The organism is Streptomyces sp. NPDC002754, from assembly GCF_053592315.1.
Map to the genome: position 1 here is coordinate 1434509 of NZ_JBSFVM010000001.1, position 22236 is coordinate 1456744.

Sequence of the window (22236 nt, forward strand, 5' to 3'; positions counted from 1 at the left end):
CCGTGTGCGTTACGGAACGCGGGCGACACCGACGTAGAAGCCGCTCAACTCCTCGGCGGGTGCGGGCCCTGACCTGTACCACCGGGTCGCCGTCACCAGTCCCGGCTCCACCAGTTCCAGCCCCTCGAAGAACGGCTCGACCTCGGACCGGGTGCGCATCCGCAGCGGAATCTCGCCCTTGCGGTACGTCGTGGTCACCGACTTCACCAGATGCGGATGCTCGTCGGCGGTGCCGTGCGACAGCACCAGGTAGCTGCCGGACGGCAGCGCGTCGACGAGCGTCCTGGTGAGGCCGTAGGGGTCCTCGTCGTCGCCGATGAAGTGCATCAGCGCGACCATCGACAGGGCGACGGGACGGGAGAAGTCCAGGAACGTACGCGCGTGGTCGAGGATCCGCTCGGGCCTGCGGACATCCGCCTGGATGTAGTCCGTGGCCCCCGCCGAGTGGCTCACCAGCAGGGCCTCCGCGTGCCGCAGCACGATCGGATCATTGTCCGCGTACGCGACCCGCGCCGACGGCACGATGCCCTGCACGATCTGGTGGAGGTTCGGCTCGGTCGGGATGCCCGTGCCGATGTCGAGGTATTGGTCGATGCCGTTGCCGGCCAGCCATGCGGCGGCGCGGTGCATGAACGCGCGGTTGCGCAGGGCGTTCTGCCGCGCCTCCGGCGGCAGCTTCTCCGCCACCGCCTGGTCGACGGGGTAGTGGTCCTTGCCGCCCAGCAGCCAGTCGTAGACGCGCGCCGGGTGCGGCCGGCTCGTGTCGATGCGGTGATCGGAGGACGGTACCGACATACGTGACTCCCGCGGGTAGGGGTTCGCGGATTATGTCACCGCCGGAACCTCCCCCGTGATCGGCGGCACCTCCGCCTCCGAGGCCCGCACCAGCCGCGGCCCGTCCGGCCCGTACACCGCGCGCGGTTCCGGGAAGGCGAACAGCAGGGCCAGGTAGACGACGGCGGCGAGGGCGAGGCCGACCGGGAGGGAGATGTCCGTGCCACCCGCGAGCGCGCCGAGCGGCCCGACGAACTGACCCGGGGAGATTCGTGAACAGCAGTGCCAGGCACGCCGAGACCAGCCAAGCCGTCAGACCACGCCAGTTCCAGCCGTGCGTGAACCAGTAACGCCCGCCCCGCTGACGCCGGTTGAAGACCTGGAGGGCCTCCGCGTCGTACCAGCCGCGCCGGGTCACGTAGCCGAGGGCCATGACGACCATCCATGGCGCGGTGCACGTGATGATGAGCGTGGCGAACGTCGAGATCGACTGGGCGAGGTTCAGGGCGAAGCGGCCGACGAAGATGAACGCGATCGACAGCGCACCGATGAAGACCGTCGCCTGCACCCGGCCGAAGCGGGGGAACACCGAGGAGAAGTCGAGGCCCGTGCCGTACAGCGCGGTCGTGCCCGTCGCCATGCCGCCGATCAGCGCGATGAGGCACAGCGGGAGGAAGTACCAGCCGGGGGAGATGGCCAGCAGCCCGCCCACGTAGTTGGGGGCCGCAGGATCCAGGTACTTCCCCGCCTTCGCGGCGATCACCGAAGCCGTGGCGAGGCCGAACAGGAACGGCAGCAGCGTCGCGAGCTGCGACAGGAACGCCGCGCCCATGACGCGCCCGCGCGGCGTGGCCGCCGGAATGTACCGCGACCAGTCACCGAGGAACGCGCCGAAGGACACCGGGTTGGACAGCACGATCAGCGCCGAACCGATGAACGACGGCCAGAACATCGGCGTCGACGTGGACGCGAACGCACCCGTGTACCCGGGGTCGAAGTCCCCCGCGAAGGCGAACACACCGAGCACGAACAGCGCCGACGCGGCAAGCACGGCGATCTTGTTCACGAACAGCATGAACCGGAACCCGTACACGCACACCGTCAGGACGAGCCCCGCGAACACCGCGTACGCGACCCCGTACGAGATGTCCGACTCGGGCAGCCCCGCCAGCCGGTGCGCCGCGCCGATCAGCGCGTCGCCGGACGACCACACGGAGATCGAGAAGAACGCGATCGCCGTGAGGAGTGACAGGAACGAGCCGACGACGCGGCCGTGCACGCCGAGGTGTGCCGACGAGGACACCGCGTTGTTCGTGCCGTTGGCCGGGCCGAACAAGGACATCGGCGCCAGCAGCAGCGCGCCCGCCACCAGACCCAGGACCGTCGCGGCGAGCCCTTGCCAGAAGGACAGGCCGAACAGGATGGGGAACGCGCCGAGCACACACGTGGCGAAGGTGTTGGCGCCACCGAAGGCGAGACGGAACAGGTCGAGGGGGCCTGCTGTGCGGTCCGCGTCGGGAATCCGCTCGACACCGTGGGTCTCAACTTCGGTGAGGCCGGGGGACGTTGGAGCCCCGGGTGTCGCGTCGACCATGCGTACCGCCTTTAGCGTCTTGCCGGACTTCATCGGGGAGACGGTATCCGTGACTGCGCGGCGGCCCGGGGCCCGGGTCCCGACTCGGCGGCCCCCAGGACCAGCACCTGAATCGCCAGTACGGCCCCACCGCGCGCCCAGTCGTGGAAATCGGAGACCTTGGTCTCCAGATTGACCGGATCGGCCCGCGGATGACGGTTCGCACGAATCGCCTCCTCGATCACGGGCGCCGCCACATCGACGAGACCGACCCCTTCCCCGGCGAGCAGGATCTTCTGCGGCATCGCGAAGTTCGCGATCTGCGCGACGAGCGTGCCGAGCGCGCGGGCCGCCTCGTCGACCACCCGGGCCGGGAGCGGCTCGCCCTCGACGGCGCGCGCGAGAATCTCCTCGTACGTGGCGTCCTCGCCGGTGGCGGCCCGCACCTGGCGGCGGATGCCGGGGATGGTGAGGAGGGAGACGGCGCTGCCGCGCGTGCCGTCGGCGGACAGCGGACCGGACGGATCGACGATCCAGAAGCGGCCAACCCCGAGCCCGTCCTCGGCGGTCTCCACCCGCCGACCCCCACTGACCAGCCCGTACCCGAGCCCCGCCCCGATCGTGAGCACGGCGAACCGGTCCAGGCCCCGTCCCGCCCCGAACCAGCTCTCGGCCTCGACGAGTGCGCTCACATCGTTGTCGACGACGGCCGGCAACCCGGTGCGCTCGCGTACGAGGCGCGCGAGCGGCACGTCCCGCCAGCCGAGGAACGCCGACTCGTCGACGACCGAACAATCCTGCGCCCGGCCGCCGAGCCCGATCCCGATCCCGCACAGCGAAGGAAACTCCCGGGCGAACGCGTCGGTCAACTCGCCGATGGCCGCGACGACTTGATCCGGATCCCGACTCGTGAGCGGCGTGTCCCGGCACGCCACGATGTCGCTCCTGAGCGTGGTGACGACGCCGTAGACCGTGTCCTCGGTGATCTTGAATCCGGCGAAGGCGCGGGACTCGGCCACGATGTCCAGCGGCAGGGACGGCCGGCCCTGCCGCGGCTCCGGGCGCTCCGGTCCCTCCGGCGCCTCGACCAGCAGCCCCGACTCGATCAGCGGTTTGGTCAGCCGGGTGAGACTGCCCGCCGACAGGGCGAGGCGCCGTGCGAGCTCACTGCGCGACAGTGGCCCACGCGTGAGCACTTCCAACGCCACGGCACGCTCGCCCGACGTGAGCGGCACCCAGGTGTCCGCCTTCGCGTTCATCGCCAACTCCCTGCCCTTTTCCTTCTGCTGCAAAAGGAATGACGTCACCATATGTGGCAGCAACCCCTTTCAGGTAGTCGCTGCACGCATCTTGACGGCTCAAAACTTCTGCCACGAAAGTAACAACGCCGAGGACGAGGCCGAACCCCAGACGAGGGAGCCACCGATGACCGTCGCTTCCAGCAGCCCGCCGAGACCCCTCCCGCTCGCCGACACCGCTCCGCGGGAGAAGAAGCGCAAACGCCCCCTCCGGGACGGCGCGATCGCCGCACTCTTCATCGCCCCGGCCATGCTCGGCTTCGCCGTCTTCCTGCTGTGGCCCACCCTGCGCGGCATCTGGCTGAGCTTCACCCGCTTCAACCTCCTCACACCACCGCAGTGGGTGGGACTGGCCAACTACGAGCGCATGGTCAACGACCCCATCTTCTGGGACTCATTGAAGGTCACCATCGAGTACGTCGTCATCAACATCGGCGTACAGACGGTGTCGGCGCTCGGCATCGCCGTCCTGCTGCACCGGCTCACCCAGTCCTCACTCCTGCGCGGCATCGTCCTCACGCCGTACCTGATGTCGAACGTCGTCGCCGGCATCGTCTGGCTGTGGATGCTCGACACCCAACTCGGCATCGGCAACGAGATCATCGCCGCCCTCGGCCTCGACCGCATCCCGTTCCTCGCCGACGAGACCTGGGCCATCCCCACCATCGCCCTCATCAACGTGTGGCGGCACGTCGGCTACACCGCGCTCCTGCTCTTCGCGGGACTCCAGGCGATACCCCACGACATGTACGAAGCGGCGCGCGTCGACGGTGCGAGCGAGTGGCGGATGTTCACCCGCATCACCATGCCGCTGCTGCGGCCCGTCCTCGCGGTCGTCCTCATCATGACGGTGATCGGCTCCTTCCAGGTCTTCGACACCGTCGCCGTGACCACGGCCGGCGGGCCCGCCAACGCCACCAACGTGCTGCAGTTCTACATCTACGGATCGGCGTTCGGCCGCTTCCAGTTCGGCTACGCCTCCGCGATGTCCGTGGCCCTCCTGGTCGTGCTCAGCGCGATCACCATCGTCCAGTACCGGATCACCCGCGCCGGACAGACCGACCTCGGCTGAAGAGCCGAAGAGAGGAGCACCGACATGGCCACCGCAACCGCACCCGCGCGCACCGTACGGCCCGCCCGGCGCCGCCCCTCCTTCGGGCGCGCCGTCGCCTGGACCGCGATGGGCGCGATCGTACTCATCACCCTGCTGCCGTTCTACTGGGTGCTGCGCACCGCGCTCTCCTCAAACCCGGGCGTCGCCGCGGACCCGACCTCCGCCCTCCCCGTGGACCCGACGGGCGGCGGCTTCGAGCGGGCGCTCGGCCTGCAGTCGACGAAGGAGGCCGTCGCCCAGGGCGGCGCGGGCGGCGGGCTCGACTTCTGGCGCTACCTGCTCAACTCGATCGGCGTCTCGACGCTGATCACCGTCTGTCAGATCCTGTTCTCCGCCATGGCCGCCTACGCGTTCGCACGCCTCAACTGGCGAGGCCGCAATACCGTGTTCGCGCTGTTCCTCGGCGGACTCATGGTGCCGACCGTCTTCACGCTGCTGCCCAACTTCGTCCTCGTGAAGGAACTCGGACTCATCGACTCCCTCCTCGGGATCGCGCTGCCCACGATGTTCATGACACCGTTCGCGGTCTTCTTCCTCCGTCAGTTCTTCATGAACATCCCGCGCGAGGTCGAGGAGGCCGCGCTCCTGGACGGCGCGGGCCGGATCCGGATCTTCTTCCGGGTGCTGCTGCCCATGGCGTCCACGCCCGTCATCACCCTTGCCGTCCTGACGTACATCACGTCCTGGAACGACTACTTCTGGCCGCTGATGGTGTCGTACAGCGACAGCTCCCGCGTCCTCACCGTCGCCCTCGCGATGTTCCGCGCGCAGACCCCGCAGTCCGGCTTCGACTGGTCGGGGCTCATGGCAGCGACCCTTATCGCTGCCCTCCCGATGCTGCTGCTCTTCGGAGTGTTCGCCCGCCGGATCGTCAGCTCCATCAGCTTCACCGGACTCAAGTAGGAGGCACCGGATGCGATTTCGTACGCTCGTCGCGCTGACCGGAGCGCTGGCGCTGTCGCTGACCGGGTGTGCGGGAAGCGACCCGGGAGCCCGCTCGTCGAGAACCGTCACGTACTGGCTGTGGGACGCCAACCAGTTGCCCGCCTACGAGGCCTGCGCCAAGGACTTCGAGAAGCAACACCGCGGCATGGACGTGAAGTTCACCCAGATCGGCTGGGGGGACTACTGGACCAAACTCACAGCGAGCTTCATCGCCGGCACCGAGCCGGACGTCTTCACCAACCACATCCAGAAGTTCGGCCAGTTCGCCGACCTGGAGGTACTCGAACCCCTCGACGACCTCGGCATCAAGGACACGGACTACCAGCCGGGCCTCGCCGCGAACTGGGTAGCCGAGGACGGCCACCGCTACGGCGCGCCGAAGGACTGGGACACCTTCTCGCTCTTCTACAACAAGAAGATGCTCGACGACGCCGACCTGTCGGCGAAGGGCCTCGACGCGCTGAACTGGAACCCCAAGGACGGCGGCACCTTCGAGAAGACCATCGCCCACCTCACCGTCGACACCAACGGCAAACGCGGCGACGAACCCGGCTTCGACAAGCACCACGTCAAGACGTATGGCCTCGCCACCAACGGGGGAGGGGACGGCGACGGCCAGACCCAGTGGAGCCCGTTCACCGGCTCGGCCGGCTGGTCCTACACGGACAAGAAACGCTGGGGCGAGAAGTACCGCTACGGCGACAAGACCTTCCAGTCCACCGTCGACTGGTACTTCGGCCTCGCGAAGAAGGGATACATGGCGCCCTTCACCGCCTGGAACGCCGGACTCAACCAGTCCAACGCCCAGTTCGCCGCGGGCCGCGCCGCCACCGCCTTCGACGGCGCCTGGATGCTCTCCACCTACGCCGGGTTCAAGGGCATCGGCTTCGGCACCGTCCGCAACCCCACAGGACCCACCGGCAAGCGCGCCACCATGATGAACGGCCTCGCCGACTCCGTCACCAAGGGCGCCCGCAACAAGGCGGGCGCCAAGAAGTGGGTCGCGTACCTCGCCTCCGACGCCTGCCAGCGGACGGTCGGCCGGTACGGGATCGTCTTCCCCGCGACACCGTCGGGGACCGATGCAGCGGTCGAGGCCTACAAGAAGAAGGGCATCGACACCTCGGCCTTCACCACCCCGGTCGACGACCGCGAGCACTACCGCACCTTCCCCTTCCCGATCACCAACTACGCCGCCGACGTGTACGCCCTCATGCACCCCGCCATGCAGGACGTCTTCGGCAACGGGGCGCCCGCGAGCCGCCTCGACGACACCAACGACCAGATCAACCTCCTGCTCGACCAGTGAGACCAGACAGACCAGTCGGACCAGTGAGACCTGTGACCACGCAGCACGTACCGAAAGGCATGCGCACATGACGTTCACCCTCGGCATCGTCGGCGCCGGACAGTTCGCCGGCGGCTTCGCCAAGCTGTTCCTCGCCCACCCCGGCGTCGACGCCGTCCACGTCACCGACCTGCTGCCGGAGCGGGCGGAGCAACTGGCCGCGAAAGAGGGCCTCGCCGGAACCTTCCCCTCGTACGAGGCGATGCTGGAGTCCCCCGACATCGACGCCGTCGCCGTCTTCACGCAGCGCTGGACGCACGGCCCACTCGTCCTGCAAGGCCTCGAAGCCGGCAAACACGTCTACTCCGCCGTCCCGATGGCCATCACCCGGGACGAGATCGCGGCGATCATCGACGCGGTCCGCCGCACCGGACTCACGTACATGATGGGCGAGACCAGCGAGTACAACCCGGCCACCGTGCACGCCCGCAACCAGATCGCCGACGGCGCCTTCGGTCGGCTCTTCTACGCGGAGGGCGACTACGTCCACGACATGGACCTCGGCTTCTACGAGGCGTACCAGTACAGCGGCGGCGAACGCTGGAAGGAGACCGCCAGCTATCCGCCGCTGCTCTACCCGACACACGCGGTCGGCGGAGTGCTCGGCGCGTGGCGGACCCACGCGGTCAGTGTGTCGGCGATCGGGGTGAAGGACGAGCGCGGCGACGGCGTCTTCGACACCGAGGTCAGCCAGTTCGACAACGACATCTCGAATGCCACCGCACTCTTCGAGGTCGCCGGTGGCGGCTCGTTCCGTACGAACGAGTTCCGGCGGGTCGGCTACCCCTCGCACATCAGGGAGTCACGCTTCCGGTTCTTCGGCACGGACGCCAGCATGGAGCAGCTCGCCACGGTCAGCTTCTGGCAGGACAAGAAGGGCGTGCAGGACATCACCGAACTCCTCGAACCGAAGCCGTCGCTCAGCCCGGACGACCCGTCGCTCGAGAAGATCGCGCCCGCCCTGCGCGCCGCGTTCACCTCGGGCTCGGCCCCCGTCCACGACCGATCCCGCCTGCCCAGCGTCTACGACGACATGCCCAACGGTCACGAGGGCAGCCACCACTTCCTGGTGGACGACTTCGTCACCGCGGTCAACACCCGCACCCTGCCGTCGGTAAACGCGTGGGTGGCAGCGCGCTACACGCTGCCGGGCATCGTCGCCCACGACTCGGCAGGCCAGGGCGGAACACGCCTCCAGATCCCCGACTTCGGGGACGCTCCGGGGGCCTGAGGGAGCCGCGAGCGGGGCCCGGAAGCCCGGCCTCGGCAAAGCAGCGGAAGAACGCCCGAGACAGCGATGCCTGTAGTGACGTTGATCAATGCAGGAAAATTTGCACGATGTGCCGCAGGCGCCGAACGCCTCGACGTGGGCATGATGGGGCTGGTGTGCCGGGGGAGGGGCGCAGGGCCGACCTTCGGCATGCGTGGAGTGGCAGCGAGGGGGTAGGCGCGCCGCCGGAGGCGCTGCGCGCAAGAGGGGCGCCTCGGCGGCTGAAGGGACGGTTATGGGGCAGGCTCGGGTTCGGTTCCCAGTGCGCTGGGAGGACGGAGGTGTCCTCGTCGTACAGGTCGTGGGCCGCTTCGACGCCGACGCCGCGGCGGAGCTGGGCGCGCTGATGGGACGCCTGGACGCGACGGGCCAGTCCGGCCTCGTGGTGGACTTCCAGGACGCCGAACACTGCGGAGCCGACGGGGCACAGCAGTTCGTCGCGGCAGGCCTGGACATGGTGGCGGGCGGCGGCGCGCTGGCCGTCGTGGCAGACGCCGCCGAGCAGGCCGTCCTGCACGCCGCGGGAGCGGACCGGCTTCCCCTCGGCGTGCACGACGACGTCGCATCAGCCCTCGAAGAAGTCTCGGGCCGCTCCGCCGACACCCTGGGTGACCGGGACGCGGACGCCGGATCGGGCTCCGCACTGCGCTAGGCACGCCGCCCCGACACCCGTGCGCACGCAGTGGACCGGAAACCGTGCAGGAGCGGCGTGAACTGGTCCTGACGAAGCCGGGGCCCGCCGGGCACCATGGTCCGGTGGTCGGACGGGAGGGCCGTCGTGTGCGCGAGGGTGCGTGACGTGGTGCGGGACGTGGTCGCCGAGGTGGCGCCGGACGAGGTCCTGCTGCTGGACCGACTCGCGCGCCTCGACGAGGGGAGCGTGACCCGCCTCTTCGAGCGCAGAGTTCAAGACATGGACACGGACCCGCACCTGGAACCGGACCGGGGCCCGCACGCGGATCGGCACACGGACCCACTCGAATGCGGTCACGTCGATGTCACCGCGCCGGTCACCCCGATCGTATGGCTCGCACTGGACGAGGCGGCCCGTCGCACCACCTGCCGGACCGACAAACGCCGCACGCCGCTCCTGCACCACCTGTTACGCCGCCGGCCCCAGCCCCCTCCCGCGATCCATCCCCTCACTGCGGCCCAACTGGACGCCGTACGGCACCTGGTACGCGACCACGTACGCTCGGCGCGACTCGGGGAGGACGCGGCGACAGCACTCGCCGACGCGGTGGCCTCCCGCCTGGCCCTGGAGCTGACGGACGCGGGCTGACGCCGACCGACGAGAGGGTCCTGGGGCGGGTCGGACCACCACGCACGGCGAAGGTGTCAGGACCGGGTGAGAGTGTAGGAGAGCTGGTAGTTGGCGCCGTCCTTGGTGAAGTTCAGGATGCCGCTGCCTTCCTCCGACAGGGTGTGCGACCCCAGGAAGTCGCTGCCGTCGCCCGGCAGTCCGTCGGCTTCGTGGAGCGTGATGGTGACGTCGCCGTCGAAGGCGTGGTACGCGTCGATGGCGTACTTCTGGCCCCCATTCATGCTCGGGAGCAGGATGTTCTCCCCGTTCACGGCGAGTTGAGGGTCGTCGTGGTGGAGCCAGTCCTCGGTCTCGACGCACTTGAGCGTCTTCAGGTGAAGGTTGGCCATGTTTCTGCTCCCCGTTCTTGCGGTCGAACTTCCGCCGGCCGGCGGGCCGTACCCCCGCAGGTAAGCATCGTGAACTGCGGGCCTTCCTGTCGAACGCGGGGTCGATACGCAATCTTCACGGGTGCGGCACGGGTCCCGGCGCCGCGACTTGGGTGGGGACGCGGCCCTGTGTTCGGATGAGGCGGTGATTGAGAACGCCCATCCCGAAGACTCCACACAGACCCCGGACACGCCCCCAGATGGCCAGGCCCCGACGGCTGACGACTCCGGCACCCCCTTGGACCGCAAGGCCCGCAGGGCTCGTCGACGTGCGGCGCGCAAGGTGCTGCGCTCTCCCGCTCGTACGACGGCGAAGGTGACGGCGACACTGGTCGTGGTGCTCGCGTTCCTCGCGCTGGGGGATCGCTGGGCGGTGCTCTACGCGGAGAACATGGCGGCCAAGAAGGTGCAGGAATCGCTGAAGTTGCACGCCGAACCCGAGGTGCACATCGACAGCTTCCCCTTCCTGGGCCACGTCGCCACGGGCACCATCGACCACGTGGAGGTCAACGTGCCCCACGTGCCCGCGGGCCCCGTCTCGGTCGCGCAGGTGAAGGGCTCGGTCGACGACATCCGCATCGTGGGCAGCCTCCCGTCCTCCGTCAAGGGCGCCGTCCTGAGCAAGGTCCGCGGCGACGTGTTCCTGGCCTTCGACGACCTCAACCGCGAAGTCGGCGCATCCCAGGTGACGTTGGCCCCCGGCAAGCAGAGCAACACGGTGCAGGCCAAGGGCGCTCTCCCGGTGGCCGGCAAGCAGGCTCAGATCCGGGGCCGCGCACACCTGGAGCGCACCGGGGACCGGGGCCTGGCGCTGTCCGTGGAGGACACCCGGATCGTGGTGCCGGGCCTCCTCACCTACACCCCGGGCCGGGGCGGCGGCCTGCAACTGGCCGCACCCACCGTCGACAAGATGGACCGCCGCGAGACCGAACAGGCCACAGGGCAGCCGCTCTTGCCGGGCCAACTGCTGAAGGGCGGCGCCCTGGACGCGCTGGCCGATCACCCCGCACTGCTCAAGCCCGCGGGCATCGACCCGTCACTCATCGAGGGTCTTCAGAAGCTCCAAGAGCCCAAGGTCGCCCAGAAGATGGAGTTCTCGGCCCAGCTGCCCAAGAACATGCCAGGCGACCTGCGCCTGCGCGACATCACCGTCACGCACGACGGCATCCGCGCCCAATTGTCCGGCAAGGACGTCCCCTTGGGCACCTGACACACGCCTGCACTGAGCGGTCCGCGAGCGGTCCGCGGGCGGCGGAGAGTAGTGCCCCCTGGGACAAAGGCCTCAGCGCATCGGCGTCAGGGGTGTGTGTTCCAGTGGGGTGCGGTGCGGGCCCAGGCGGTGTCCCATTGGGTGAGGTTGTGGCGGTTGATGAGTCGGCTGATGGTGGCGTGGGTCGCGAGGCCGGTGAGGGGGACGGCGAGGAAGGCGAGGAGTGCCCAGCCCATGGCGTGGTTGCGGACCTGGTCGGTGGTCAACGGGGGCCGGGTGATTTTGCCGTCGGTGTCCGTCCAGACCAGGACGGTGCGGCCGGCCGGCAGTCCTGGTGCCACGTCGGCTCTCCCGGTCCGTGTGTCGCCGTAGGGATCGACGTAGCGGACGGGGACCGTGTAGCGGGCTTCCTTCGCTTCGTCCGATCCGGGTTCGGGGTGGCGAGGTGTGTCGTGGGTGAGGGTGGCGGGGTGCTGGGTACGGGTGTGTGCTTCGTGCTCGGCGGTGGTGCGGTAATGGCGGTGGGCGCTGTCACCGGCCGCGAACATGGCGGCCGGTGCGGTGGTCAGTACGGCGAGGGCGAGAGTGAGTGTGACCCACGCCTGCAGCCGGTCGCTGGGCCGTCGCAGCGGGTTGCGCCGCCACCGCCACAGGGGGAGGTGGTGTGCCGGGTCGGGGTTGGTGGGTGGTGGCTGGGCGGAGGGGATCTCGCCGGCCATGGTGCCTCCTTCCGGGCGGCGGTAGCGGTGGTGGCGGGCGTCCGGGGTGTGTGGGGTGGTGTGGTGCGGGCCGGGACTCGCGGCTAGTGCGGCGTGTTCGATGGGTGGGTGTGTGCGGCTGTCAGGAGTTGCGCGGCGCCGCGGACAGCGGCGGTGTGCGGCGCCGGGACGGGGCGGAGCGGTACGTGCAGCCGGTCGGCGAGGCCGTAGGTGATCTCGGGGTGCAGTGCGCCTCCGCCCGCCAGCAGCGGGCCCCGGGCCAGCGCGTCGAGGGTGAGCGAGGTGCGGTCCTGGCGCCGCATCGCGGCCGTCATGTCGGCGAGGGCCTCGCCGATCTGTACGGGGTGGGCGCTCTGGTTGCGGGTGTCCTCGGTGCCCAGCGCGGTGCGGCGTGCGTCGTGGACGGCGCCGTCGGCCAGGAGAACCACCTCGGTGAGGTGCGCGCCGATGTCGATGACGAGCAGGGGCCGGGACAGGTCCGAGCCCGCCGCGTGGGCGATGGCGCGCGCGGTGGGGACGGTCAGCACGTTGCGCGGGTGCAGGACCTGCACGGCGGCGCGGGCCTGGGCGCGATAGGTGAACCCGTCGAGGACGGGGGTGGTCACCACGATCAGCGGGCGGGCGAAGCGGGGCAGCCGGTTGCTCAGCAGCCGCTCGAGCATCCGTGCGGTGCCGGGGCCGTCGACGATGGTGCCGCGCTGGACCGGGTGGGTGGCTCCCGTACCGGGGAACGTCACCGTCGGCACGTCCAGGACGAGCCCGCGCCCGGGAACCCAGGCGCGGGTGCGGGCGCTGCCCACGTCGAGGGCGATGCCGCTGCTGGTCCGGCGCAGTGGCCAGGGGCGGGGCCGGGGCTGGAGCAGGCTCATCGGCCGGCCGCCGGGGCCAGTTGGCACAGGGTGCAGTAGCGGGCCTGCGGCACGATCCGCAGGCGATCGCGGTCGATGGTGTGCCGGCAGCGGTGGCAGCGGCCGTAACGGCCCTCGGCGAGGCGGTCGAGGGCCGCCTCCACGTCGGCGAGCACCATGCGTGCGCAGGCCGCGAGTGTCTCCTGGACTTCCGCGCGCGCGGCGGAGTGCCGCAGAGACGGCCGTCCGACGCGGGAGGCGGCGGCGTTGATCTGCCGCAGCTGGTCCTCGCGGAAGCGCCGCTGTTCGTGAAGGTTGTCCCGCAGCGCCGCGAGATCCTTGGGTGACAGATGTGTGTTGCGGTCGAGGATGGTCTGGTGGTTCACCACTTCACCCCTTGGGGCAGGGCGGGAGGGACAAGGGACTGGCCGGCGGCCACGCCGGGCGGCCGACGGGGCCGGGGAGCGGGACGACCCGTCAGGTCGTCGCGCGGCGGCGACAGGTGACGCAGTACCGCGTGTACGGGAGGATTTCCAGGCGCTCTTCGGGAACGGGAGTACCGCAGCCCTCGCAGGCTCCATACGTGCCGTCCTCGAGCCGGACGAGGGCGGCGTCGATCTCCTTGAGCGTCTGCTCGACCGCGGTCTTCTGCGCGGGCGCCAACTGGTCCTCGGTGTGGCCGTCCTGGGTGAGGGCCTGGAGCTGGGCGAGGTTGGTCCGGTGAGCGTGCTCGAGGCGCCGGCGCGCTTCGTGAGCGGCGGGCCGCTCGGGGCGGGATTCGGTGCGGGAGGCGTCGAGAGACACGGCGGAGGGCCCCTTTGTCTTGGCAGGTGTGCGGGTGTGCGGGTGTGCCGGTGTGCGGATACGTCGGTGGGCGGATGGGTGGGTGCGCGGCATGCGGATGTGCGGGTACGTGGATATGCCGAGTGCCGGGCCGTCGGGGCCCGGTTACCGTCCACTCTGGTCGGGGGGCGGGAACAAACCCATCGGGCGCGGGCCCCATTTCCCGGGGACACGGGCTCCATGCCGGGCCGCCCGCACAGGTGCGGGCAGTCGTCCGGCGGGCCGCCGGGATCCGGGCGCTGTGCGGGAGCGTATGGGTAGTGCGTACCCCGCAATGTGGGGGCGCGGCCCCATGGCCCGGTCGGGCCCGCATGCGGCAGGCTGGCCGGATGCTCGGCCGCTCACCTGGACCTCGGTTCCCACCGAGGGCGCGCGATGACCGACAGTAGAGCCGTACATGGTCGTTCATGGTCGTTTCGTCGCTGAAGGAGGCGTACTCGCGGTGTCCCTGTTCTGGCGGGTCTTCGGGCTCAATGCGGTGGTGCTGGGGCTGGCCACGGCTCTGCTGCTGTGGGCTCCGGTGACGGTTTCGGTGCCGATCTTGCTGACCGAGGCGGTCGTCCTGCTGGCCGGCATGGGGGTGATGCTGGTGGCCAACGGGGCGTTGCTGCGCTGGGGGCTGGCGCCGCTGGCCCGGCTCACCGCGCTGATGACCACGGTGGATCTGCTGCGCCCCGGCCAGCGGCTGCCGGTGTCGGGCGGCGGTGAGGTCCCCGAACTGATCCGGACGTTCAACGCCATGCTCGAGCGCCTGGAAAGTGAGCGGGCTGTAAGCAATGCGCGTGTGCTGCTGGCGCAGGAGTCCGAGCGGCGCCGGATCGCTCAGGAGTTGCATGATGAGGTCGGGCAGAGCATGACCGCGGTGCTGCTGGTGCTGGGCCGGGCCGCGGGCGACGCCGACGAGCCGCTGCGCGAGGAACTTCACCAGGCCCAGGAGATCACCCGGGAGAGTCTGGGCGAGGTCGGCCGACTGGTGCGCCGGCTGCGGCCCGGTGTCCTGGACGATCTCGGTCTGGTCAGCGCGCTGTCCTCGCTCACGCAGGACTTCGCGACGCACACGGGTCTGCGGGTGGTACGTCGTTTCGACGCCGACCTCCCCGCGCTGGATCATGAGGGGGAGCTGGCGCTGTACCGGGTGGCGCAGGAGAGTCTGACCAACGCCGCCCGCCACGCCGATGCCGAGCGTGTGGAGGTGTCCCTGCAGTGCGCGGACGGCGCGGTGACGCTCACCGTCACCGACGACGGCCGCGGTATCGAGGAGGTGCACGAGGGGGCGGGTATCCGTGGCATGCGTGAGCGGGCGCTGCTGATCGGGGCCGACCTCGACATCACGTCCGCTGTCGGTTCGGGTACCCGTGTCCGGCTCACCGCACCCTTTCCCGGGAAGCAGTCCTGATCATGTCTGTCCTGTCCTGGCCCGCTCCGCGCGGGTATTCGGCGGCCCGGTCGGCGATGTCGGCCGTGTCCGTGTCCGGCGGGTCGACCGCATCTTCCGCATCTTCCGCGTCCGGTGTGTCGGCGGCGTCCTCAACGGCTTCTGCCGCCGCACCTGCGCCTGCGCCTGCGTATGGGGCGGGTTCGGCTCCTGCGCCGGTGATTCGTATCCTGCTCGCCGACGACCATGCGCTGGTACGCCGCGGGGTGCGTCTGATCCTGGACCAGGAGCCGGACCTCGAGGTGGTCGCGGAGGCGGGGGACGGGGCCGAGGCCATCGAGATGGCGCGCGCTCATGAGGTGGACCTGGCCGTCCTGGACATCACGATGCCGCGGCTGACGGGTCTGCAGGCGGCGCGTGAACTGGCGGCGCTGAAGCCGGGATTGCGCATCCTGATGCTGACGATGCACGACAACGAGCAGTACCTGTTCCAGGCGTTGAAGTCCGGGGCCTGCGGGTATGTCCTGAAGTCGGTGGCCGACCGGGACCTGGTCGCGGCCTGCCGGGCCGCGATGCGTGACGAGCCGTTCCTGTACCCGGGGGCGGTGACGGCGCTCATCCGCAACTTCCTGGACCGGGTCCGGCACGGCGAGGAGGCCGCGGGCGACCTTCTGACGCCGCGTGAGGAGGAGGTCCTCAAGCTGGTGGCCGAGGGCCATTCCTCCAAGGCGATCGCCGAGATCCTCTTCATCAGTATCAAAACGGTTCACCGGCACCGGGCCAACCTCCTGCAAAAGCTCGGCCTGCACGACCGCCTGGAGCTGACCCGGTACGCCATCCGCGCCGGACTCATCGAACCCTGACGGACAACGGGACAACGGGCTACGGGCTCTGCCTGAGCCACTGCCACCGGGCACCCACAGCACGACGTACGCAGTGAGCGACACGCAACGGAACGGAAAGGGGACGGTGCATGCGCTCCGCATCTGCCGGCACCGCCCCCGCCGTCGTCCACCGCGGCCGGTTCGCGAGGCTGCTCACCGTGCTGGCGGCGGTCCTGCTGCCCCTGTTCCTGGCGGCCCCCGCGTCCGCCGACCCGCGTCCGGATGCGGCCGCCGTCCTGTCCGTCGATGCGGTCGCGGCCCCCGATGCCACCCCGGCCGCCAATGTCACCCCGACCGTCGACGGCCCGTCGGCCGTCGAGCGATATCCGGCCTTCGGCCCGCACGCGGACGACGGCATTACGCCCTGTGTGGCCCAACAGCGGGCCCGGCCCGATCACCCGGCCGGACGCCCCTTCGCCCTGGACCACCAGGGGGCGCCCACGGGGTGCGGCCCGGGCACCGCCACGGGTGCCTTCACCCGGGACACGGCCGGCCCCGGCACGGCGCCGGCCTCGCCGGGCCGCACGGGCCACGACAACAACCGGGCGCCTCCCGCCTCCTGCGGCATCTGAGACACACCCGATCCGCACCCGACCCGCACCACCTCCTTTCTCTTCTGCCATCTTCTTGCGCCGCGGCCGCGGTCGGCCGCCGCTGCGGCGTGCCTGCCGGAGGCCCGTGTTGTCCCGCTCCCGACCCCTGCCACATCCCCGTACCCGTACCGGTAACCGCCCGCGTCCGCGTGCTCGTTCGCGTGCCCTGACCGTCCGCGTGTGCGTCGCGCTTGCTGTGCTGGCCGCGTCGCTGGCCATCGCCCTGACCACGCCGATCCGTCTCGGACTCGATCTGCGCGGCGGCACGCAGATCGTGCTGGAGACCCAGTCCACCGCCACGACCCGGGCCGACCGGGAGGCGACGGACCGCACCCTGGAGGTGCTGCGCGGCCGCATCGACGCCCTCGGCGTCGCCGAGCCGAGCATCGTCCGCTCCGGTGACAAGCGCATCGTCGTCGAACTGCCGGGCGTGCAGGACCCGAAGAAGGCCGCGGCCCTGCTCGGCCGCACCGCGCAGCTCACCGTCCACCCGGTCCTGTCAGAGACCAAGCCCCCCAATACATCCCCCCACAATCCCCGGACCACCCCCGACACCGGCCCCTCCGAGGAATCGGCCCCTGAGGGCGCCTCGGTACTGCCCGACGAATCCGGTCGGCAACTGCGTCTGGCGCCCGCCACCCTGACCGGCCAGGACGTCAAGGGGGCCGATGCCCGCTTCGACCAGCAGGGCGGGGCCGGCTGGCATGTGACCGTCGATTTCAAGGACTCCGGCAGCAGCCGCTGGCAGCAGGTGACCGGTGAGGCCGCCTGCCACGCGCCCGGCGATGCCCAGCGCCGGGTCGCCATCGTCCTCGACAAGAAGATCATTTCGTCGCCGCAGGTCGACCCCTCCGTCTCCTGCAAGACGGGCATCACCGGCGGCTCGACGCAGATCACCGGCTCCTTCGACGACACGCAGGCCCGCGAACTGGCCCTGCTGATCACGGGCGGCGCTCTGCCCGTGCCGGTCGAGACCATCGAACAGCGCACGATCGGTGCCACCCTGGGAGACGAGGCCATCGCCTCGGCCGCGCAGGCCGCGGTGATCGGTACGGCGTTGACGGCGTTGTTCATCATGGTCGTCTACCGCCTGATGGGGGCTCTGGCGGCCGTCGCCCTGCTCTGTTACGGCCTGGTCTCCTACGCCGCGCTGGCCGCGCTCGGCGCCACTTTGACGCTGCCGGGGCTGGCCGGGTTCGTCCTGGCGATCGGCATGGCCGTCGATGCCAATGTCCTCGTCTTCGAGCGGGCCCGCGAGGAGCGGGCCGCCCGCCCCCGGACGAGTATCCGGTCCGCGCTGAAGGCGGGTTTCCGGGGCGCCTTCAGCGCGATCGCCGACTCCAACGTCACCACCTTGATCGCCGCGGGCCTGCTGTTCTTCCTGGCCTCCGGCCCCGTCAAGGGTTTCGGTATCACGCTGGGGATCGGCGTTCTGGCCTCCATGTTCAGCGCTCTGGTCATCACCCGCGCGCTGGCCGAACTCGCCGCGAACCGCCCGGCCATCCGCCTCCGCCCGCACCTCACCGGCATCGCGGGCGCCGGCCGGGTCCGCTCCGCGCTGCTGCGCCGCAACCCGTTCTGGATGCGCCGCCCGCGCCGCTGGCTGGCGGTGTCACTGCTGGCCGTCCTGGCGGCGGGCTCCGGCATCCTGGTACGCGGGGTGGATCTCGGCATCGAGTTCACCGGCGGCCGCCTCATCGAGTACGCCACCACCGCCCCGGTCGACCCGGACCGGGCCCGTACGGCGCTGGCCGAGTCGGGCTTTCCCCGCGCCATCGTCCAGTCCTCCTCCGGGGGCGACCTGACGGTCCGCACCCAGCAGCTGACCGACACCGAGGCCGCCGCCGTCACCGACACCATCGCGGGCCTGGGCGGCGAGACCCGCACGGTGCGCGATGAACGGATCGGGCCCAGCCTCGGCAAGGAACTGCGCCAGGGCGCGTTGATCGCCCTCGGTCTGGCCATGGGCGCCCAACTCCTTTACCTGGCCGCCCGGTTCCGCCCGCTGCTGGCGACGGCCGCGGTCACGGCCCTGGCCCATGATGTGGTCATCCTGGTGGGCGTGTTCGCCTGGCTGGACAAGCCGCTCGACGGCGTGTTCCTGGCCGCACTGCTGACCGTGATCGGCTACTCGGTCAACGACTCGGTGGTCCTCTTCGACCGCATCCGCGAACTGTCCGGCGGCCCGCGCGCGGCCCCGTTCGGCCGCCTCACCAACGAGGCGATCCTGCAGACGTTGCCGCGCACGGTGAACACGGGCATGGGTGCGGTGTTCATCCTGGCCTCGCTGGCGGTCCTGGCGTCAGACCCGCTGACCGATTTCGCACTGGCCCTGCTGATCGGTGTGTGCGTCGGCACGTACTCCTCGGTGTTCACGGCTTCCCCGCTGGCCATCGCTCTCCAGGCACGCGGCCGCCGCGGCGCCCCGACCACAAAGAAGGCGGGGAAGGCGGGTGAGCTGGCACTGCAGAGCACGCTGCGGCGGGGGTCCCGGCCGTAGCCCGCCCTGGCTCAGGGGACCTTGGTCCAGCGGCCGGCCACGTGCCCTCCCGGAGGAACAGGGGCACGTGGCGGGCCCGCCCAGCCCTGAGGCCGGTCCCCAGCGTCAGCCCTCCGAAGCGTTCCCGGGCCGGCAGGGAGGTCCTGTCCGGCCCACGCCGGCCACGCCCGGCCCCTCCTGCTCCCTCTTCTTGCCTGTCTCTCGTGGGCAATGACCCGGTCGTCGTCCCGGTCGTCGGAGGTCGAGGCGGTCGGGTACGAACCGGTGGAGGACGCCAAGGCCGGGATGAGCAGTACCGGTTGGGTTGTGTTCACGCCGGACAATAAGACGCAGAAGCTCGTGTTGCGCTACAAGCGGCTTGCTGCCAAGGGCTCCGACGGCACGGCCGTCTCGGCGAAGAACTTTGACATCCCGCTGAACTGATACGGGCCGGTCGCCCGTCTTTGGCATGCGGCGGTCTCACGCGGGACGGTCGAACGAGCGGCCCTGTCTCGCGTGCGGTGGTGGCGCAACGGGGCCTTGTCCCGGGGCCGGGCAGTCGGCAGTGCCGCGCCCCGGCCGACGTCCTCGGTGGCCGGGCCACCGAGGACGAGGCGCAGCCCGGGGGCCGCATGGTGAACGCCCCGGCCCTGGAACGCGCCGGGAGGTGCGGTGGCCGGGCCGTCGGACTGCCGGACGGCGGTGCCGGCGTCGGGCTTCGGCAGTCCGGTTCGGGCCGAGCGGTGTCTTCGCGGTGGTGGGCTTCGGCCGGGTCCCCTGGGTTCTGTCCGGAGTTGTGATCCGGTCTCCCGGGGCTGTTGTCCTGGAGTGCTCTGGAGGCGCTGGTCCGCGGTGGAGTCTCCTCGCGGGTGAGCGGCCGGTGGGTCTCGTCGTTCTGGAAGTCGTTCTGGAAGTCGTTCTGGACGGGGGCGGGTTGGTGTTCAGTGACCGTCCTGGTGGAGGGGCCAGCAGGTGGTGGTGGTGAGGGTGTCCAGGTCGGGTTCCGTGTCCGAGGCCCAGGCTGCGTAGCCGTCGGGGCGGACCAGGATCGCCTGGGGGAGTCCGGGTACGGGTGCGGCGGGTGTGGCGCCGAGGTGGGGCGGGAGGATGCCGGCGAGGTCGAGCAGGACGGGTTTGCCGGTCAGGAACAGTGACGGGTCGAGGCCGGGGATGCGGTGGCCGGCCAGGGGGTGGTGGGGGCCGGGCACGTCGTAGGAGTGGGCCAGTCCCGACATCAGGCCTGCCAGGTGCCGGTTGGTGTCGGGCAGGCGCATCAGGTTGGTGAAGACCTCGCGCAGTTCGATGGTGTCCGGGCCGGGCCGGGGGGTGGCGAACACGCGCTGGGCCTGGGTGATGTGCAGGACCCAGGCCCCGGCCGGGTGCCGCTCGGTGTGGTAGCTGTCCAGCAGGTCCGCGCGGGCCCGGCCGTGCAGCGCCGCGGCCAGCTTCCAGCCCAGGTTGAAGGCGTCCTGGATGCCGAGGTTGAGGCCCTGGCCGCCGAACGGCGGATGGATGTGTGCGGCGTCGCCGGCGAAGAACACGTTGCCCATCCGGTAGCTGTCGATCTGGCGGGTGGCGTCGCCGAACCGGGACGCGTGGTCCACGCTGTCCAGCACGGTGTCCTCGCCGTACACGATGCGCAGCGTTTCGGCGATCTCCTCGAAGGCCACCGGCCTGTCCCTGGCCGGCTCCTGCTCGCCGGCGGCTCCGCCGGTGTAGCGGTAGCGGTCGTCGCCCAGGGGCACGAGCATCACCCAGCGGTCGGCGGCCTCGCGGGTGAGGGTGCTGATGTGCCCGATGGTCTTGGGCACCAGGGCGGATGCCGACGAGAGCCGGATGTCGGCCAGGACGGCCGTGAACGTGCCCGCCCTGCCGGGGAACGGGACGTCGAGCAGCTTCCTGACCGTGCTGTGCCCGCCGTCGCAGGCCACCAGGTAACGGGCTTCGATGCGCCGGCCGCCGGCCGTCACCACCACACCGGCGTCCGACTGCTGCACCGCTGTCAGCGGGGTGCCGCGCAGCACCTCGACCCCGAGTGCCGCGGCGCGCTGCTCCAGGACCTCCTCGATCTGCCACTGTGCGATGGACAGCGGGTAGGGGTGCGCGGTGTCCCATGCCGTGCAGTCGAGCGGCACGGGCAGCATGCCGAAGTGACCGCCCACCGGCTCGCGTGCCATCGCCTGGGCCTGCATCGGTTCCAGCAGGCCGCGCAGTGCGAGCAGTTCCTGCACGCGCGGCTGGATCACGCCGCCCTTGGTCTGCTGGATCCGGTCCGCCAGCCGCTCCACGATGACGGTCTGAACCCCGGCCAGGGCCAGTTCGCAGGCCAGCATCAGCCCGGTGGGGCCGGCTCCCGCCACGATGACGTCGGTCATTGCTCCTCCAAAGATTCGCCTCAGTGCAAATGTACACCGAGTGCGAAAAGTGGCTGAGTGCAGCCTCCTGTTACCCTGGAGCCATGACAGGGCTGCGCGAACGCAAGCGGGCACGGACCCATGCCGCCATCTCGGACGCGGCGATCGCGCTCTTCCTGGAGCACGGGTTCGACCGGGTGTCGGTGGCGCAGGTCGCCGAGGCCGCCGAGGTGTCGAAGCGGACGGTGTTCGCCTACTTCCCCACCAAGGAGGACCTCGTCATCCACCGCTTCGCCGACCACGAGGCGGAGGCGGCCCGCGTGGTGCGCGCCCGGCCGGCGGGCGTCACGCCCCTGGCGGCGCTCCGCGGTCACTTCCTGCACGGCCTGCACGAGCGGGACCCGATCACCGGCCTCAGCGACCACCCGCACATCCTCGCGCTCACCCGCATGGTCCGGGACACCGCGGCGCTGCGCACACGGGTGGTCCGCTTCCAGGAGGGCTCGCAGCGGGCGCTCGCGCAGGCACTCCAGGACACCGCTGGTGTCGCGTCCCTGACCGCGCGCCTGGCCGCCGGCCAAGTAGTGGGTGTGCAATGGCTCTTGGCGATGGACAACTTCGAGACGCTCGCCGGCGGCCGGTCCGCCGACGAGCGCTGCCCGCAGGCGGTTGCCGACGCCGAACACGCCTTCACCCTGCTTGCCGAGGGCCTGGCCGGGTTCGTCTAGAGCCCGGCGGCCGCTGCGCCCCGCCGCCTCTTCGGGGCCGGAGGGGTGCCGCGGGTCTCGCCGGGTGTCCGGCCGCATGGGACGGCGCCGTGGGCGGGCCGGCGGCCCCGGATTCCGCTCGCCCCGGGTGCTGTCCGCAGTGGTGATCCGGATCAGCGCACGGGGCGGTACGGGGCGGGGCGGGTGCGG

General features: G+C 70.6%; 21 protein-coding genes and 1 pseudogene. 13 read left to right on the forward strand and 9 right to left on the reverse strand.

Annotation, left to right across the window (positions count from 1 at the left end; translation table 11 throughout):
• Positions 1–9: 9 nt before the first annotated feature.
• The 3 genes and pseudogenes from ACWD2L_RS07105 to ACWD2L_RS07115 form a co-directional block, all read right to left on the reverse strand.
• Positions 10–795, reverse strand: coding sequence for an SAM-dependent methyltransferase (locus ACWD2L_RS07105; protein ID WP_351331826.1), 786 nt, complete (start codon positions 793–795; stop codon positions 10–12).
• Positions 796–825: 30 nt separating this feature from the next.
• Positions 826–2368 (reverse strand): annotated as a pseudogene (locus ACWD2L_RS07110) (purine-cytosine permease family protein).
• 29 nt (positions 2369–2397) lie between these two features.
• Positions 2398–3606, reverse strand: coding sequence for an ROK family transcriptional regulator (locus ACWD2L_RS07115; RefSeq protein WP_351331996.1), 1209 nt, complete (start codon positions 3604–3606; stop codon positions 2398–2400).
• 166 nt (positions 3607–3772) lie between these two features.
• Here ACWD2L_RS07115 and ACWD2L_RS07120 point away from each other — a divergent pair, with 166 nt between their 5' ends.
• The 6 genes from ACWD2L_RS07120 (at position 3773) to ACWD2L_RS07145 (ending at position 9604) form a co-directional block, all read left to right on the forward strand.
• Entirely contained in the window at positions 3773–4717 is a 945-nt protein-coding gene (locus tag ACWD2L_RS07120; protein WP_351331824.1) for a carbohydrate ABC transporter permease, read from the forward strand.
• A gap of 24 nt (positions 4718–4741) precedes the next feature.
• Positions 4742–5662, forward strand: a complete 921-nt coding sequence (locus ACWD2L_RS07125; protein WP_351331822.1) for a carbohydrate ABC transporter permease — start codon at positions 4742–4744, stop codon at positions 5660–5662.
• Between the two features lie 10 nt (positions 5663–5672).
• Positions 5673–7013, forward strand: coding sequence for an ABC transporter substrate-binding protein (locus tag ACWD2L_RS07130; RefSeq protein WP_351331820.1), 1341 nt, complete (start codon positions 5673–5675; stop codon positions 7011–7013).
• A 67-nt stretch (positions 7014–7080) separates the two neighbouring features.
• Entirely contained in the window at positions 7081–8283 is a 1203-nt protein-coding gene (locus ACWD2L_RS07135; RefSeq protein WP_351331818.1) for a Gfo/Idh/MocA family protein, read from the forward strand.
• Between the two features lie 301 nt (positions 8284–8584).
• Entirely contained in the window at positions 8585–8974 is a 390-nt protein-coding gene (locus ACWD2L_RS07140) for a hypothetical protein (RefSeq protein ID WP_351331816.1), read from the forward strand.
• 126 nt (positions 8975–9100) lie between these two features.
• Positions 9101–9604, forward strand: coding sequence for a hypothetical protein (locus ACWD2L_RS07145; RefSeq protein WP_351331815.1), 504 nt, complete (start codon positions 9101–9103; stop codon positions 9602–9604).
• A gap of 56 nt (positions 9605–9660) precedes the next feature.
• On the opposite strand, the gene ACWD2L_RS07150 is transcribed toward ACWD2L_RS07145, so the two are convergent.
• Positions 9661–9975 carry a hypothetical protein gene (locus ACWD2L_RS07150; protein WP_351331813.1) on the reverse strand — a complete coding sequence of 105 codons (315 nt, stop codon included), beginning with the start codon at positions 9973–9975 and terminating at the stop codon, positions 9661–9663.
• A gap of 355 nt (positions 9976–10330) precedes the next feature.
• Between ACWD2L_RS07150 and ACWD2L_RS07155 the strand changes: the two genes are divergently transcribed.
• The gene (locus ACWD2L_RS07155; protein WP_351331811.1) at positions 10331–11224 is read left to right on the forward strand and encodes an LmeA family phospholipid-binding protein; all 894 of its coding nucleotides are present in this window, start codon (positions 10331–10333) and stop codon (positions 11222–11224) included.
• Positions 11225–11310: 86 nt separating this feature from the next.
• Here ACWD2L_RS07155 and ACWD2L_RS07160 read toward each other — a convergent pair whose 3' ends face one another.
• The 4 genes from ACWD2L_RS07160 to ACWD2L_RS07175 form a co-directional block, all read right to left on the reverse strand.
• A complete protein-coding gene (locus ACWD2L_RS07160) occupies positions 11311–11943 on the reverse strand; it encodes an Rv1733c family protein (protein ID WP_351331809.1) in 633 nt (210 codons plus the stop codon).
• Between the two features lie 83 nt (positions 11944–12026).
• Positions 12027–12812 carry a rod shape-determining protein gene (locus ACWD2L_RS07165; RefSeq protein WP_351331807.1) on the reverse strand — a complete coding sequence of 262 codons (786 nt, stop codon included), beginning with the start codon at positions 12810–12812 and terminating at the stop codon, positions 12027–12029.
• Positions 12809–13180 carry a TraR/DksA family transcriptional regulator gene (locus ACWD2L_RS07170; RefSeq protein ID WP_351331805.1) on the reverse strand — a complete coding sequence of 124 codons (372 nt, stop codon included), beginning with the start codon at positions 13178–13180 and terminating at the stop codon, positions 12809–12811. The genes ACWD2L_RS07165 and ACWD2L_RS07170 overlap by 4 nt, the downstream gene beginning before the upstream one ends.
• A gap of 88 nt (positions 13181–13268) precedes the next feature.
• Entirely contained in the window at positions 13269–13595 is a 327-nt protein-coding gene (locus ACWD2L_RS07175) for a TraR/DksA family transcriptional regulator (protein ID WP_351331803.1), read from the reverse strand.
• Between the two features lie 481 nt (positions 13596–14076).
• On the opposite strand from ACWD2L_RS07175, the gene ACWD2L_RS07180 reads away from it, so the two are divergent.
• From ACWD2L_RS07180 to ACWD2L_RS07200, 5 genes are all read left to right on the forward strand, one after another.
• Positions 14077–15030, forward strand: coding sequence for a HAMP domain-containing sensor histidine kinase (locus ACWD2L_RS07180; protein WP_351331801.1), 954 nt, complete (start codon positions 14077–14079; stop codon positions 15028–15030).
• A gap of 56 nt (positions 15031–15086) precedes the next feature.
• A complete protein-coding gene (locus tag ACWD2L_RS07185) occupies positions 15087–15872 on the forward strand; it encodes a response regulator (protein ID WP_451187750.1) in 786 nt (261 codons plus the stop codon).
• Positions 15873–15982: 110 nt separating this feature from the next.
• Entirely contained in the window at positions 15983–16465 is a 483-nt protein-coding gene (locus tag ACWD2L_RS07190; protein ID WP_351331797.1) for a hypothetical protein, read from the forward strand.
• A gap of 199 nt (positions 16466–16664) precedes the next feature.
• Positions 16665–18986, forward strand: a complete 2322-nt coding sequence (secD, locus tag ACWD2L_RS07195; RefSeq protein WP_351331795.1) for a protein translocase subunit SecD — start codon at positions 16665–16667, stop codon at positions 18984–18986.
• Positions 18987–19196: 210 nt separating this feature from the next.
• Positions 19197–19409 carry a hypothetical protein gene (locus tag ACWD2L_RS07200; RefSeq protein WP_351331793.1) on the forward strand — a complete coding sequence of 71 codons (213 nt, stop codon included), beginning with the start codon at positions 19197–19199 and terminating at the stop codon, positions 19407–19409.
• A 497-nt stretch (positions 19410–19906) separates the two neighbouring features.
• Here the strand turns inward: ACWD2L_RS07200 and ACWD2L_RS07205 are convergent, their stop codons facing one another.
• Complete coding sequence (locus ACWD2L_RS07205) at positions 19907–21340, reverse strand: FAD-dependent monooxygenase (protein WP_351331791.1); 1434 nt, start codon at positions 21338–21340, stop codon at positions 19907–19909.
• Between the two features lie 83 nt (positions 21341–21423).
• Between ACWD2L_RS07205 and ACWD2L_RS07210 the strand changes: the two genes are divergently transcribed.
• A complete protein-coding gene (locus ACWD2L_RS07210; protein WP_351331789.1) occupies positions 21424–22047 on the forward strand; it encodes a TetR/AcrR family transcriptional regulator in 624 nt (207 codons plus the stop codon).
• The last annotated feature ends 189 nt before the right edge of the window (positions 22048–22236 follow it).

Coding starts and splice junctions, on each gene's coding strand:
- ACWD2L_RS07160 (WP_351331809.1), bottom strand. CDS start 11,943: ATGGCCGGCGAGATCCCCTCCGCCCAGCCACCACCCACCAACCCCGAC.
- ACWD2L_RS07105 (WP_351331826.1), bottom strand. CDS start 795: ATGTCGGTACCGTCCTCCGATCACCGCATCGACACGAGCCGGCCGCAC.
- ACWD2L_RS07165 (WP_351331807.1), bottom strand. CDS start 12,812: ATGAGCCTGCTCCAGCCCCGGCCCCGCCCCTGGCCACTGCGCCGGACC.
- ACWD2L_RS07150 (WP_351331813.1), bottom strand. CDS start 9,975: ATGGCCAACCTTCACCTGAAGACGCTCAAGTGCGTCGAGACCGAGGAC.
- ACWD2L_RS07125 (WP_351331822.1), top strand. CDS start 4,742: ATGGCCACCGCAACCGCACCCGCGCGCACCGTACGGCCCGCCCGGCGC.
- ACWD2L_RS07185 (WP_451187750.1), top strand. CDS start 15,087: ATGTCGGCCGTGTCCGTGTCCGGCGGGTCGACCGCATCTTCCGCATCT.
- ACWD2L_RS07135 (WP_351331818.1), top strand. CDS start 7,081: ATGACGTTCACCCTCGGCATCGTCGGCGCCGGACAGTTCGCCGGCGGC.
- ACWD2L_RS07130 (WP_351331820.1), top strand. CDS start 5,673: ATGCGATTTCGTACGCTCGTCGCGCTGACCGGAGCGCTGGCGCTGTCG.
- ACWD2L_RS07205 (WP_351331791.1), bottom strand. CDS start 21,340: ATGACCGACGTCATCGTGGCGGGAGCCGGCCCCACCGGGCTGATGCTG.
- ACWD2L_RS07115 (WP_351331996.1), bottom strand. CDS start 3,606: ATGAACGCGAAGGCGGACACCTGGGTGCCGCTCACGTCGGGCGAGCGT.
- ACWD2L_RS07200 (WP_351331793.1), top strand. CDS start 19,197: ATGACCCGGTCGTCGTCCCGGTCGTCGGAGGTCGAGGCGGTCGGGTAC.
- ACWD2L_RS07120 (WP_351331824.1), top strand. CDS start 3,773: ATGACCGTCGCTTCCAGCAGCCCGCCGAGACCCCTCCCGCTCGCCGAC.
- ACWD2L_RS07210 (WP_351331789.1), top strand. CDS start 21,424: ATGACAGGGCTGCGCGAACGCAAGCGGGCACGGACCCATGCCGCCATC.
- ACWD2L_RS07190 (WP_351331797.1), top strand. CDS start 15,983: ATGCGCTCCGCATCTGCCGGCACCGCCCCCGCCGTCGTCCACCGCGGC.